11 protein-coding genes are annotated in these 12,910 nt (G+C 53.7%); 5 read left to right on the top strand and 6 right to left on the bottom strand.

The window, feature by feature from the left end; genetic code table 11:
• Positions 1-375 precede the first annotated feature (375 nt).
• The 3 genes from treC to treR all read right to left on the bottom strand — a co-directional run bounded on the left by treC (position 376) and on the right by treR (position 4,601).
• On the bottom strand, positions 376-2,028 hold the full coding sequence (gene treC / locus OGV77_RS11400; protein ID WP_087051775.1) for an alpha,alpha-phosphotrehalase: 1,653 nt from the start codon (positions 2,026-2,028) through the stop codon (positions 376-378).
• 49 nt (positions 2,029-2,077) lie between these two features.
• Positions 2,078-3,496 (bottom strand): PTS trehalose transporter subunit IIBC, encoded by a 1,419-nt coding sequence (treB, locus tag OGV77_RS11395; RefSeq protein WP_043018236.1) that lies wholly within the window; start codon positions 3,494-3,496, stop codon positions 2,078-2,080.
• Positions 3,497-3,653: 157 nt separating this feature from the next.
• The gene (gene treR, locus OGV77_RS11390; RefSeq protein ID WP_075145281.1) at positions 3,654-4,601 is read right to left on the bottom strand and encodes a trehalose operon repressor TreR; all 948 of its coding nucleotides are present in this window, start codon (positions 4,599-4,601) and stop codon (positions 3,654-3,656) included.
• 191 nt (positions 4,602-4,792) lie between these two features.
• Between treR and mgtL the strand changes: the two genes are divergently transcribed.
• The 5 genes from mgtL to OGV77_RS11370 all read left to right on the top strand — a co-directional run bounded on the left by mgtL (position 4,793) and on the right by OGV77_RS11370 (position 10,944).
• Positions 4,793-4,846, top strand: a complete 54-nt coding sequence (gene mgtL / locus OGV77_RS24740; protein WP_191229402.1) for a mgtA regulatory leader peptide MgtL — start codon at positions 4,793-4,795, stop codon at positions 4,844-4,846.
• Between the two features lie 144 nt (positions 4,847-4,990).
• A complete protein-coding gene (mgtA, locus tag OGV77_RS11385; protein ID WP_087051776.1) occupies positions 4,991-7,699 on the top strand; it encodes a magnesium-translocating P-type ATPase in 2,709 nt (902 codons plus the stop codon).
• Between the two features lie 378 nt (positions 7,700-8,077).
• The gene (locus OGV77_RS11380; protein ID WP_043018239.1) at positions 8,078-9,055 is read left to right on the top strand and encodes a TRAP transporter substrate-binding protein; all 978 of its coding nucleotides are present in this window, start codon (positions 8,078-8,080) and stop codon (positions 9,053-9,055) included.
• Between the two features lie 62 nt (positions 9,056-9,117).
• Complete coding sequence (locus OGV77_RS11375; RefSeq protein WP_087051777.1) at positions 9,118-9,627, top strand: TRAP transporter small permease; 510 nt, start codon at positions 9,118-9,120, stop codon at positions 9,625-9,627.
• Positions 9,628-9,657: 30 nt separating this feature from the next.
• Complete coding sequence (locus OGV77_RS11370) at positions 9,658-10,944, top strand: TRAP transporter large permease (RefSeq protein WP_003839607.1); 1,287 nt, start codon at positions 9,658-9,660, stop codon at positions 10,942-10,944.
• Positions 10,945-11,035: 91 nt separating this feature from the next.
• Here the strand turns inward: OGV77_RS11370 and ridA are convergent, their stop codons facing one another.
• The 3 genes from ridA to pyrB form a co-directional block, all read right to left on the bottom strand.
• Complete coding sequence (gene ridA / locus OGV77_RS11365; protein ID WP_000047544.1) at positions 11,036-11,422, bottom strand: 2-iminobutanoate/2-iminopropanoate deaminase; 387 nt, start codon at positions 11,420-11,422, stop codon at positions 11,036-11,038.
• Positions 11,423-11,498: 76 nt separating this feature from the next.
• The gene (gene pyrI / locus OGV77_RS11360) at positions 11,499-11,960 is read right to left on the bottom strand and encodes an aspartate carbamoyltransferase regulatory subunit (RefSeq protein ID WP_043018241.1); all 462 of its coding nucleotides are present in this window, start codon (positions 11,958-11,960) and stop codon (positions 11,499-11,501) included.
• Between the two features lie 13 nt (positions 11,961-11,973).
• Entirely contained in the window at positions 11,974-12,909 is a 936-nt protein-coding gene (gene pyrB, locus OGV77_RS11355; protein WP_016151493.1) for an aspartate carbamoyltransferase, read from the bottom strand.
• Between the last annotated feature and the right edge of the window lies 1 nt (position 12,910).

Raw genomic sequence — 12,910 nt, 5'->3', positions numbered from 1 at the left:
AGAGGTTGGGGAAGCGGCCATGGCTTTATTCATCTCTATTGCCAATGACTTCCCGCAATCCTGACCCACTTTATCCACAATTCCACCGTCAAGCGGTGCACTGTAGTTGTAGCAATTGTAGTCGATTAATACAACATATTGGGTCGGCGTGCATTTTAAGTTCTATATGTAGTGATTTGCATCAAGGATGTTTACGATTTTTTTGATGTAGCGCAAAGTAAAAATCGGAGCGTACAGATGACGGGCAGTACAGCCGATTGTAAATTGTAGGTAGAAAATTCTGATTATTTATTCAGCAAAAACAGAAGGGTAAGCTAAGCGTATGTAACAAAGCCCGGCAGCGCTATGCGTACCGGGCCAGAACATAATTGCAAGCTATTTTTGCACCCACCAGACGGCTTCAAAAGGACGTAGCGTCATGTCTGCAGGTTGGCTGGCGACTTCGGCATAGTTGTGCATTAGCACCTGCCAGTTTCCGTCGGTTTGGGTCGGCTGCCAGTTCTGGACGGTATCGCTCAAATTAGCAATCACCAGCAGCCGTTGGCCTTGCCACTCTCGTTGATAGCACCACAGATGCGGGCTGTCCGGCAGCAGATCCTGGTAGTCGCCCCAGGTGATAACTGGCTCCGCTTTGCGTAAGGCGATCAGCTTCTGATAGGTATAGAACACCGAGTCGGTATCACTCAGCGCTGCCGCTACGTTGATATCCGCCGCGTTGTCACACAGATCGATCCACGGCTGACCCGCGGTGAAGCCCGCGTGTTTGCTGGCATCCCATTGCATCGGCGTGCGGCTGTTATCGCGGGATTTGCTGGCGAGGATCGCCAGCAGCTCTTGCGCATCGCGTCCCTGGCCGTTCAGGGTGGCAAACATGTTATGGCTTTCCACATCGCGATAATCGGTAATCTGGCGGAAATGCGGGTTGGTCATGCCAATCTCTTCCCCCTGGTAGATGTAGGGGGTGCCCTGCATGCCATGCAGCACCATCGCCAGCATTTTGGCCGACGGAACGCGGTATTTCCCTTCATCGCCAAAACGCGACACGATGCGCGGCTGATCGTGGTTACACCAGAACAGCGCATTCCATGCCTGATTGTGCATACCCTGCTGCCAGTGGCGGAACAGGGTTTTGAGCGCCACATAGTCGGGTTTTGCTAACGTCCACTTCTCACCGTTGGGGTAATCCACTTTCAGGTGGTGGAAGTTAAAGGTCATCGACAGTTCGCTGCCATCGAGTGCGGCATACTGCTGGCAGTTTTCCAGCGTGGTGGACGACATTTCCCCGACCGTCATCAGGTTGCGGGGTGTGAAGACGTCGCGGTTCATCTCGCGTAAAAACGCATGCGCGCGCGGTCCGTCCGTATAAAAACGGCGGCCATCGCCGTCAGGATCGTTCGGGAAGTCCTGATCTTTAGAGATAAGATTCACCACGTCGAGACGCAGCCCGTCCACGCCGCGATCGGCCCAGAACTCGCACACTTTCTTAAGCTCGGCACGGACCGCCGGGTTTTCCCAATTCAGGTCGGCCTGCTCCGGAGCAAAGAGGTGCAGATAGTACTGCTCGCTTTCGGCGTGCCAACCCCAGGCGTTGCCGCCAAATTTGGAACGCCAGTTATTCGGCGGGCTGTCTGGCGTGCCGTCGCGCCAGAGATAAAACTGACGATACGGGCTGTCTTTATCCAGCGCTTCACGAAACCAGGCGTGCTGAGTTGAGGTGTGGTTAAACACCATATCAAGAATAATACGGATACCGCGCGCTTTTGCCTGCGCTACCAGTTCGTCAAAGTCTGCAAGCGTACCGTAGGCCGGATCGACAGACATGTAATCCGCGACGTCGTAGCCGTTATCAACCTGCGGCGAAATATAGAACGGCGTCAGCCAGATGGCATCGACCCCCAGCTTTTGCAGATAGTCGAGACGCTGCGTTACGCCGCGTAAATCGCCGGTGCCGCTGCCGGTGGTGTCCTGAAAACTCTTGGGGTAAACCTGATAGATAACGCCGTTTTGCCACCAGTGGGGAATATTCATGGTTGTTTCCTGAAAATACGCTGGGGCGCAACTGCGCCCCGAAGAAAAGTTAGACAATTTGTAATGTACCCAGACGGTATTTACGCTGGTAAACGAATGAGGTCAGTACCATTGGGATAACAATCGCAATGACCATCGCCATACCAAAGACCTGCCAGTAGGTCGGCTGAATGGAGAGGATGCCCGGCAAGCCGCCGACGCCAATCCCATTCGCCAACACACCGTTCAGGCCGCACAGCAGTCCGGCGAGACCGGAGCCGATCATCGCGCACAGCATCGGGAAGCGGTATTTCAGGTTGATCCCGTACATTGCCGGTTCAGTTACCCCAAGATAAGCGGAGATTGCGGCAGGAACGGAGATTTCACGTTCGTTGTGTTTACGACTGGAGATAATGATCCCGACCACCGCAGAGGCCTGGGCGATATTCGACAGTGCGATCAGCGGCCATACCGGCGTACCGCCCATGCTCTGAATCATTTGCATGTCGATAGCCAGCGTGGTCTGATGCACGCCGGTGATCACCAGCGGTGCGTACAGGAAGCCGAACAGCGCCGCGCCGATCGGGGCAAAGCTGCCGGTCAGCAGATGCCGGACCGCAAACGCGACACCGTCGCCGATCATGCGGCCAAACGGACCGATAAAGGCGTGCGCAAGGAATACCGCAAGGATCAGCGAGCACACCGGGACGATCACCAGATACAGATAATCCGGCACGATGCGTTTCATGCGCGTTTCAATAAATCCGAGCGCCAGTCCGGCCAGCAGTGCCGGAATAACCTGCGCCTGATAGCCGACTTTCTCAATGCTGAACAGGCCGAAGTTCCACACTTCAGGTACCTGCTGGCCGAGCAGATAGGCGTTCATTAACTGCGGAGAAACCAGGGTCACGCCCAGTACAATTCCGAGGATCGGCGTACCGCCCATTTTTTTCACCGCCGACCAGCAGATCCCGACCGGCAGATAGAAGAAGATCGCTTCGCCAATCAGCCACAGGAAGTCATAAAGGGTTTTCAGCGAAGGATGCATCTGCGCCAGCGTCTGCCCGTTGCTCATGGGCAGATCGCCGATCACGTTACGGAAACCTAAGATCAGGCCGCCGCTAATAAGCGCAGGCAGCAGCGGGAAGAAGATCTCCGCAAAATGAGAAATGAGCTGTTCGTGCCATTTCATATTCTGTCGCGCGGCCTTTTTCGCCTGCTCTTTGTCGGCGCTGGCCTGCCCGGTTGTCGCCAACAGCGCCTGGTAGTAATCGCCCACCTCGGTGCCAATCACCACCTGAAACTGTCCGGCGTTGGTGAAGCAGCCTTTGACCATCGGCAATTGTTCGATCTCTTTCGGCCTGGCATTCGCAGGCTGATTCAGCACAAAACGCAGGCGAGTAATGCAGTGACTCACCGTGGCGATATTGTCGCGCCCGCCTACCAGCTCAATCAGCCGGTCGATGTCTGCTTGTTTTATTTTGCTCATGATGATGTGTGTTCCCCGTAGACCGGAAAAGACGCTGTAGCGTCGTCATTCGGCAACTCTCTCGTTGTTGGCGCCAGAGTATATCGTCGATGAAATTTTAAAAATGGGAACGTTCCCGAAACGCAGCGAAGATCACAAATTAACGCTCAGAAAGCGATCAGGAGAGGGCGGAAGGTATAACGATTTGTCGTGGTTCGCTACGGCCGTTGATCTGCTCGACCAGCTGTGAGGCCGCTTGTCGTCCGGCTTCAGCGTATCCTGGATCGACGGTGATAATTTCCGGATGGAGGAATTTCATCAGCGGCGTGCTGCCCACGCTCGCCAGCTGCAGGTTCTCTATTCGCTGCTCCTGCAAATATTTACTGACCCCAAGGGCGAGGGTATCCGTCGCGCAGACTAAAGCGGTGGTTTCTGGGGTGATGACGTTGGCGGCCTGCTCATAGCCCTGCTTCATGGCCAGACCCGGCAGCGCGGCGACGGGGTGCAGTTTGTGTTTCTTACAGAACGCCAGGTAGGCTTCATGGCGGCGCTTACCGGTGGTTACGTCGCTATGAGGAACGCCAAGAAAGCTGATCTGGCGATGCTCGCGATCGTATAAACGCTGCATCAGGGTGCGAATGGCGCCCTCATCGTCATAGCAGACCGAGGCAAAGCCTTTCGCATCTCTTGCCAGCAGCACCAGCGAATCCTGCCAGGAGGCGAGCATGGATTCAGTAATGCCGGTAAAACCAAACAGCACCACGCCGTCAATATTGCGGCGTCTGAGCATGCCGAGGTGCTCCTCAACCAGCTCGGGCGAGAACTGGCTTTCCATCATGATCGGGTCGTAGCCCTGCTCATAAAAGACCGGTAGCATGGTTTGCACCGCGAGATTTTCCGAAAGCGAGTCCAGACGCGTGACGATAATCGCCACCACCTTATCACTTTGACCGCGCATGGCGCGTGCGGAGCGGGAAGGGGAAAAACCGTGCTGGTTCATCACCGCTTCAACGCGTTCGCGCGTGCGTTCGCTCACGCCGCTTTCATTGTTAAGCACACGGGAAACGGTCGATTTTCCCACGCCGCTTAAGCGGGCGATGTCTTTAATTGTCAGCCGGTTTTGCATCCTGTTTTCCCGTGTTGCGTGTGAAGTTATGCCAAATAGAGAATAACTTTACTCAAGCGCGGTGCAATGGGCAAAGTCTGGTATACGTTTGGTTTAGTTTCCATGGTTTATCATATCGCCATAATTGCCACAAACCTTATGGTTTTCTGCGTATAATCCGCAGCGCAAATCATTCACTTACCGGAGGCTATATGGATCCCGATCCCACCCCTCTCCCGAGACGGAGAAACAACCCTTTCCGGTAAGCCTGTCTTTCACTGTCTTACCGGAACAGTAAGACAGTGACGTTCTGACGTCCCTGTTGTGATTTAATAATTGCCATCAGGCAAGGCCTTGCCACGCCTGAAGGATTTACTGCGCCTGTTTATACTGGTGCAGAGGGACTGCCTATGTTCAAAAATATGACTCGCCAGTTGTTTGCCCGACTAAACCGCCATTTACCGCATCGTCTGGTGCATCGCGATCCGTTGCCTAATGCCCAGACCGTTGCCAGCACGCCGATCCCGCCATCGCTGAGCGAACATTGCCTGAAAATGGCCCTGATGGACGAAGAAGCGCTGTGGAAAACGTTCGGCACGCACCCGGAAGGGTTGAACGCCGCGGAAGTGGAAAACGCTCGCGAATTACATGGCGAGAACCAGTTGCCGGCGCAGAAGCCGTCGCCATGGTGGGTGCATCTGTGGGTCTGCTACCGTAACCCGTTTAACATTCTGCTGACCATCCTCGGTGCGATTTCCTATGCCACCGAAGATCTGTTTGCCGCTGGCGTCATCGCGCTGATGGTCGTCATCTCTACGCTGCTGAATTTTGTGCAGGAGGCGCGTTCCACCAAAGCGGCAGATGCGCTGAAAGCGATGGTCAGCAACACCGCCACGGTACTGCGCGTTATTAACGAGAAAGGGGAGAATGGCTGGGTTGAACTGCCGATCGACCAGTTGGTTCCCGGCGATATTATCAAGCTGGCGGCAGGAGATATGATCCCGGCCGATCTGCGCGTGGTGCAGGCGCGTGACCTGTTCGTGGCCCAGGCTTCGCTGACCGGTGAATCGCTGCCGGTGGAGAAAGTTGCAACCAGCCGCGACCCGCAGCAAAGCAACCCGCTGGAATGCGATACCCTGTGCTTTATGGGCACCAACGTGGTGAGCGGCACGGCACAGGCCATCGTGATTTCAACCGGAGCTAATACCTGGTTTGGGCAACTGGCGGGCCGCGTCAGCGAGCAGGAAAGCGAGCAAAATGCATTCCAGAAAGGGATCAGCCGCGTCAGCATGCTGCTGATCCGCTTTATGCTGGTGATGGCGCCCATTGTGCTCATCATCAACGGCTATACCAAAGGCGACTGGTGGGAAGCGGCGCTGTTTGCCCTGTCTGTGGCAGTGGGACTGACCCCGGAAATGCTGCCAATGATCGTCACCTCGACGCTGGCGCGCGGGGCGGTGAAGCTGTCAAAACAAAAGGTCATCGTCAAACACCTCGACGCCATCCAAAACTTTGGCGCAATGGATATCCTGTGCACTGATAAAACCGGTACCCTGACTCAGGATAAAATTGTGCTAGAGAATCACACGGATATCTCAGGAAAGCCCAGCGAACACGTCCTGCATTCTGCGTGGCTGAACAGCCATTATCAGACCGGGCTGAAGAATCTGCTGGATACGGCGGTGCTGGAGGGGGTGGACGAAGAATCTGCCCGCCAGCTCTCAACCCGCTGGCAGAAAATCGATGAGATCCCGTTTGATTTCGAACGCCGCCGCATGTCGGTGGTGGTCGCAGAAGAAACCGATGTGCATCAACTGGTATGTAAAGGCGCGTTGCAGGAGATCCTTAACGTTTGCACCCAGGTGCGCCACAACGGCGAGATTGTCCCCCTGGATGAGGGCATGCTGCGTCGGGTGAAACGCGTCACGGACACGCTGAACCGCCAGGGGCTGCGCGTAGTGGCGGTGGCCACCAAGTACCTGCCCGCGCGTGAAGGTGATTACCAGCGTATTGATGAGTCGGATCTGATCCTCGAAGGCTATATCGCGTTCCTCGATCCGCCGAAAGAGACTACTGCGCCGGCGCTGAAAGCGCTGAAAGCCAGCGGTATTACGGTGAAAATCCTCACTGGCGATAGCGAGCTGGTGGCGGCGAAAGTGTGTCATGAAGTGGGGCTGGATGCGGGCGATGTGGTTATCGGCAGCAGCATTGAGGGGTTAAGTGACGATGAGCTGGCCCGACTTGCCCAGCGTACCACGCTGTTTGCTCGTCTGACGCCGATGCATAAAGAGCGCATTGTCACGCTGCTCAAGCGCGAAGGTCATGTGGTCGGCTTTATGGGCGATGGCATTAACGACGCCCCGGCGCTGCGCGCTGCGGACATCGGTATCTCCGTTGACGGCGCGGTTGATATTGCGCGTGAAGCTGCTGATATCATCCTGCTGGAAAAGAGTCTGATGGTGCTGGAAGAAGGGGTGATCGAAGGACGCCGTACTTTTTCTAACATGCTGAAGTACATTAAAATGACGGCCAGTTCTAACTTCGGTAACGTGTTTAGCGTGCTGGTGGCGAGCGCCTTCTTACCGTTCCTGCCGATGTTGCCGCTGCACTTACTGATCCAGAACCTGCTGTACGATGTATCCCAGGTGGCGATTCCGTTTGATAATGTCGACGAAGAGCAGATCAAAAAGCCGCAGCGCTGGAATCCCGCTGAATTAGGCCGCTTTATGATCTTCTTTGGACCGATCAGCTCGATCTTCGACATTCTGACATTTTGCCTGATGTGGTTCGTGTTCCATGCTAATACGCCAGAGCATCAGACATTGTTCCAGTCTGGCTGGTTCGTGGTGGGCTTGCTGTCACAAACGCTGATTGTGCATATGATCCGTACCCGTCGCGTGCCGTTCATCCAAAGCCGCGCCGCATGGCCGTTGATGCTAATGACGCTGGTGGTAATGGTGGTGGGCATTGCATTACCGTTCTCGCCGCTGGCCAGCTATCTGCAGTTGCAGGCGCTGCCGCTGAGCTACTTCCCGTGGCTGGTTGCGATTCTGGCGGGTTACATGACATTAACCCAGCTTGTGAAAGGTTTTTATAGCCGCCGCTACGGCTGGCAGTAATCCTCAACTTCTCTTCTGCAGGATGGTGTTAATACCATCCTGCATTTCTCTTTTTCATTCGAAAGATATTCTCCAGAAATATTGGTGTTTTATTTTTATTGAAATACCAACGCGGGCAATTAGTATCAAATCCCCTTCTTTGCGTTGCTTTTTTATCAATAAAACGATCTGCGTTGCAAAAATGAAACAGCGTGCTAAAAATTATAAGCATCTGCGATTTTTTGTGAACACAGTCATCGAAATAAATTGTTACACCAGTTAGTCTGCGCAGGTAACGTCGTTAAGAAAGTTTCTCGCTGCCCGTTTTTAATTCCGGCAGTCATTTGCTCTGCAAGCTATTCCTGTTAATGGATATTATGAACTTCTGGAGAAGGACAAATGAAACTGACAAAAAACCTGTTAAGTCTGTGTATTGGCGCGTCTGTATTACTGGCGAGTCATGCCACGCTGGCACAAACCTTTCGCGCCGCAGATGTGCATCCGGCTGATTACCCGAACGTAGTTGCCGTCAAACATATGGGGGAGAAACTTAGCGCCGCGACCGACGGTCGTCTGGAGATTAAAACATTTCCCGGTGGCGTGTTAGGTGATGAAAAACAGATGATTGAACAGGCGCAATTGGGCGCTATCGATATTATTCGCGTTTCAATGACGCCGGTTGCCGCCATTCTCCCTGAAATTAACGTCTTTACCCTGCCGTATATTTTTCGCGATGAAGACCACCTGCATAAGGTTCTCGACGGCATGATCGGTCAGGAGATTGGCGACCGTCTGACGGCCAACACCAAATCGCGGCTGGTGTTCCTCGGCTGGATGGATGCCGGAACGCGCAATCTAATCACCAAAAATCCGGTGGTGAAACCGGAAGATTTACACGGTATGAAAATCCGCGTTCAAGGAAGTCCGATAGCGCTGGATACCCTGAAAGCGATGGGCGCTAACGCCGTTGTGATGGGCGTCAGTGAAGTATTTAGCGGCATGCAGACCGGCGTTATTGATGGCACGGAAAATAATCCGCCAACGTTTGTTGCGCATAACTATTTGCCGGTCGTGAAAAACTATACCTGGAGCAAACACTTTATTATTCCTGAGCTTTTTCTGTTCTCGAAAGCTAAATGGGATAAGTTGAAAAAAGAAGACCAGGATCTCATTATTAAACTCGCTAAAGAAGCCCAGGTAGAGCAACGCAAACTTTGGCAGGATTATAATGCGAAATCGCTGGAGACCATGAAAGCCAATGGCGTTCAGTTCCACGATATTGATACGGACTATTTCTATAAAGCCACGCAGTCAGTGCGGGATAATTACGGTAAAGACCACCAGGATTTGATCAAACGTATTCAGGATGTGAAGTAATTCATCAGGTGGAGGATATCAACCCTCCGCCTGAATCTTTTGATTAATTCGAGGTGATGATTATGGGTGAATGCTATTCATCGGTAATGGATTTTCTTTATCGAGTGTCAATGTGGATTGCCGGTATCGCATTATTGGTCATGGTCGCCATTATCCCTATTGGCATATTCGCGCGTTATGTTCTGAATAACGCCCTGTCATGGCCAGAACCCGTCGCCATTCTTTGTATGGTGACATTCACCTTTATTGGCGCGGCGGTAAGCTATCGCGCAGGCTCGCATATCGCGGTGAGCATGGTGACTGACCGTTTGGGTGATGCTTCCGGCCGTTATTGTTCGGTAATCGCAGACGTAATGCTGGTGGCGATAAGCCTGTTTATCCTCTGGTACGGAACCAATCTCTGTCTTGAACTGTGGGACCAGCCCGTGGCGGAATTCCCGCTTTTAAGCGCCGGGCAAAACTATCTTCCGTTGCCGATTGGCTCTGCCATAACGCTGCTGTTTATCGCAGAAAAGATTTTCCGTGGTCCGCAGTACCAACGTCCCGTTGTCATGCTGGGATCGACCAGCTAGTTACCGCCCCCATTTCAGAAAGGAAAGCAGATGGATGCATTTATTCTCGTCTTTACGCTCGGCATTATGCTGGCGATTGGGGTACCGGTAGCGTACGCGGTTGGCATTAGCGCCATCATTGGGGCCTGGTATATAGATATTCCGCTGGAAGCGGTAATGATCCAACTGACCAGCGGGGTGAATAAGTTTTCGCTGCTGGCGATCCCATTCTTTATTCTGGCCGGGGCTATTATGGCCGAAGGAGGAATTGCGCGGCGACTGGTGAACTTTGCCTATATTTTCGTTGGCTTTATTCGCGGTGGGCTGTCGCTGGTAAACATTGTGGCATCGACCTTTTTTGGCGCCATTTCCGGATCGTCCGTGGCCGATACCGCGTCCATCGGTTCGGTAATGATCCCAGAGATGGATAAAAAAGGCTATCCGCGCGACTTTGCCGCGGCGGTCACTGCCAGCGGCTCGGTACAGGCGATCCTCACACCGCCCAGTCATAACTCAGTTATCTACTCGCTGGCAACGGGGGGGACGGTGTCGATTGCCGCGCTGTTCATCGCCGGGATCCTGCCGGGCCTGCTGTTAAGCTTCAGCCTGATGGTCATGTGCGTGGCTTTCGCGCACAAACGCGGTTATCCAAAAGGGGAACGCGTACCGTTTCGCCAGGCGCTGAAGATTTTCGTCGATACGCTGTGGGGATTGATGACGGTTGTGATCATCATGGGCGGCATCCTGTCTGGTATCTTTACCGCAACGGAGTCTGCGGCAATTGCTTGCCTGTGGGCCTTCTTTGTCACCATGTTTATCTATCGTGACTATAAATGGTCTGAGCTGCCGAAGCTGATGTTCCGCACGGTGAAAACGGTCACGATCGTCATGATCCTGATAGGCTTTGCCGCTGCGTTCGGTGCCGTCATGACCTATATGCAGTTGCCGATGCGTATCACTGAAGCCTTCACCAGCATCTCGGACAACAAATACGTCATTCTGATGTGCATTAACATCATGCTGCTGCTGATCGGTACGCTGATGGATATGGCGCCGCTGATTCTGATTTTGACGCCGGTTCTGCTGCCGGTGACCAACGCGCTCGGTATTGATCCGGTCCATTTTGGCATGATCATGCTGGTGAACTTAGGGATCGGCCTGATTACGCCGCCGGTAGGGTCGGTGCTGTTTGTGGCCAGTGCGGTGAGTAAGCAGAAAATAGAGCAGGTGGTAAAGGCGATGTTGCCATTCTACCTTGTGCTATTCCTGGTGCTGATGCTCGTGACGTACATTCCGGCGATTTCGCTGTTCCTGCCGAAACTGTTTGGTGTGATGTGATAAATGCCCGGTGGCGCTCGCGCTTACCGGGCCTGTAAACTACCCGTGCGTTGGCCGGACGAGGCGAAGCCGCCATCCGGCGCAAGGAGACTTAGCGACGAACGGCGATCGCTTCAATCTCGATTTTCACGTCTTTCGGCAGACGGGCAACTTCTACGCAAGAACGCGCAGGGAAAGTCGCGTTGTGCTCGGTGAAGAATGCTTCGTAGGTCGCGTTTACGGTTGCGAAATCGTTCAGGTCTTTAACGAAAACGGTCGTTTTTACGATGTCGCCCACTTTCAGGCCTGCTGCTTCAACGATAGCTTTTACGTTTTCCAGCGACTGACGTGCCTGAGCGGACACGTCTTCCGCTACGGCACCGGTCTTCGGATCGACCGGGATCTGACCGGAAGTGATTACCATGCTACCCAGGTCAACGCCCTGAACGTATGGGCCGATTGCTGCTGGTGCATTTTCCGTCGCGATAGTCTTGCTCATGATTTCTCCTGAATTACAGCGGTAGTAGAATGTTCCCGGCCATTATAGAGAGGCCACATTTCATAACCAACCCCAATTAGTTGGCCAGCACCACATAATGCGAAAACTCTTTTTCACAGTATTTGCATTTGAGTGCGATGTCATCAGCGCGCTTTTTCACTGCAAAACTGGAAGATACTGGTTCAGCATGGCTGATGCAGTTGCTGTTCGGGCAAACCAGCACGTTGTCGATACGATCAGGCAGGCTCGGGCGTGATTTACCCACGACATCATAATCGTCAATGCGGTTTACCGTTGCCTGCGGGGCATACAGGGAGAGCTGGTTTACCTGCTCGTCGGTCAGGAACGTATTTTCAATCTTTATCAGATCTTTACGGCCCATCTCGCCAGACGGCAGGTTCAGGCCGATGGTGATGCGTTGGTCGGTTTCCGTCAGTTTGAACAGCGTCAGCAGCTTAAAACCAACCTGCGCGGGAATATGGTCAATCACGGTGCCACGTTTGATGGCTTCAACCTGCAGTTTGTTATCGTGTGTCATCTCTTTTTCTCCCTTACAGTGCCAGTTCGCTATTCAGTACCAGTGCCAGTAACGCCTGGCGGGCGAAGATGCCGTTGCCAGCCTGCTGGAAATACCAGGCGTGCGGCGTCTTATCGACGTCGGTGGTGATTTCATCGATGCGCGGCAGTGGATGCAGCACCTTCATGTTCGCTCTGGCGCCGTTCAAATCGCTGGCGCGCAGGACAAACTGTGCTTTCACGTTGGCGTATTCGGACGGGTCCAGACGCTCTTTCTGTACGCGGGTCATGTAGAGGATATCGACCTCCGCCATCACCTCTTCGATAGTGCCGTGCAGGCTCCAGGCGATACCTTTTTCGTTCAGCATATCCAGAATGTATTGCGGCATGGCCAGCGCGTCCGGGGCGATGAAGTAGAAGCGGTTACCTTCGAACTTCGCCAGCGCCTGGGTCAGGGAGTGGACGGTACGGCCATATTTCAGGTCACCCACCATGGCGATTTGCAGATTGTCCAGGCGACCCTGAGTTTCCTGAATGGTAAACAGGTCCAGCAGCGTTTGGGTGGGATGCTGGTTGGAGCCGTCGCCAGCGTTCAGTACCGGAACGTTGCCGGAGAACTCCGTTGCCAGACGTGCGGCGCCTTCCTGCGGATGACGCATGACGATAGCGTCGACATAGGTGCTGATGACGGAAATGGTATCGGCCAGGGTTTCGCCTTTTTTGCCCAGCGACGTGTTGCTGCTGTCAGAAAAACCCACCACGCTGGCGCCCAGGCGGTGCATGGAGGTTTCAAAGGATAAACGGGTACGGGTTGACGCCTCAAAGAAGCAGCTGGCGATCACCTTATGCTTTAACAGCTCCGGCTGCGGGTTAGCTTTTAATTTCGCCGCCGTCGCGAGGACCAGATTGAGGTCGTCGCGGCTGAGGTCGTTTATGGAAATGATGTGTTTTTGATAGAGCGGGTTAGCCATG

It is taken from the genome of Citrobacter sp. Ce129, from assembly GCF_030334545.1.
Taxonomy (GTDB): Bacteria; Pseudomonadota; Gammaproteobacteria; order Enterobacterales; family Enterobacteriaceae; genus Citrobacter; species Citrobacter europaeus.
This window is presented reverse-complemented; position numbering and strand designations above follow the sequence as displayed.

Coding starts and splice junctions, on each gene's coding strand:
- treC (WP_087051775.1), bottom strand. CDS start 2,028: ATGAATATTCCCCACTGGTGGCAAAACGGCGTTATCTATCAGGTTTAC.
- treB (WP_043018236.1), bottom strand. CDS start 3,496: ATGAGCAAAATAAAACAAGCAGACATCGACCGGCTGATTGAGCTGGTA.
- treR (WP_075145281.1), bottom strand. CDS start 4,601: ATGCAAAACCGGCTGACAATTAAAGACATCGCCCGCTTAAGCGGCGTG.
- mgtA (WP_087051776.1), top strand. CDS start 4,991: ATGTTCAAAAATATGACTCGCCAGTTGTTTGCCCGACTAAACCGCCAT.
- OGV77_RS11380 (WP_043018239.1), top strand. CDS start 8,078: ATGAAACTGACAAAAAACCTGTTAAGTCTGTGTATTGGCGCGTCTGTA.
- OGV77_RS11375 (WP_087051777.1), top strand. CDS start 9,118: ATGGGTGAATGCTATTCATCGGTAATGGATTTTCTTTATCGAGTGTCA.
- OGV77_RS11370 (WP_003839607.1), top strand. CDS start 9,658: ATGGATGCATTTATTCTCGTCTTTACGCTCGGCATTATGCTGGCGATT.
- ridA (WP_000047544.1), bottom strand. CDS start 11,422: ATGAGCAAGACTATCGCGACGGAAAATGCACCAGCAGCAATCGGCCCA.
- pyrI (WP_043018241.1), bottom strand. CDS start 11,960: ATGACACACGATAACAAACTGCAGGTTGAAGCCATCAAACGTGGCACC.
- pyrB (WP_016151493.1), bottom strand. CDS start 12,909: ATGGCTAACCCGCTCTATCAAAAACACATCATTTCCATAAACGACCTC.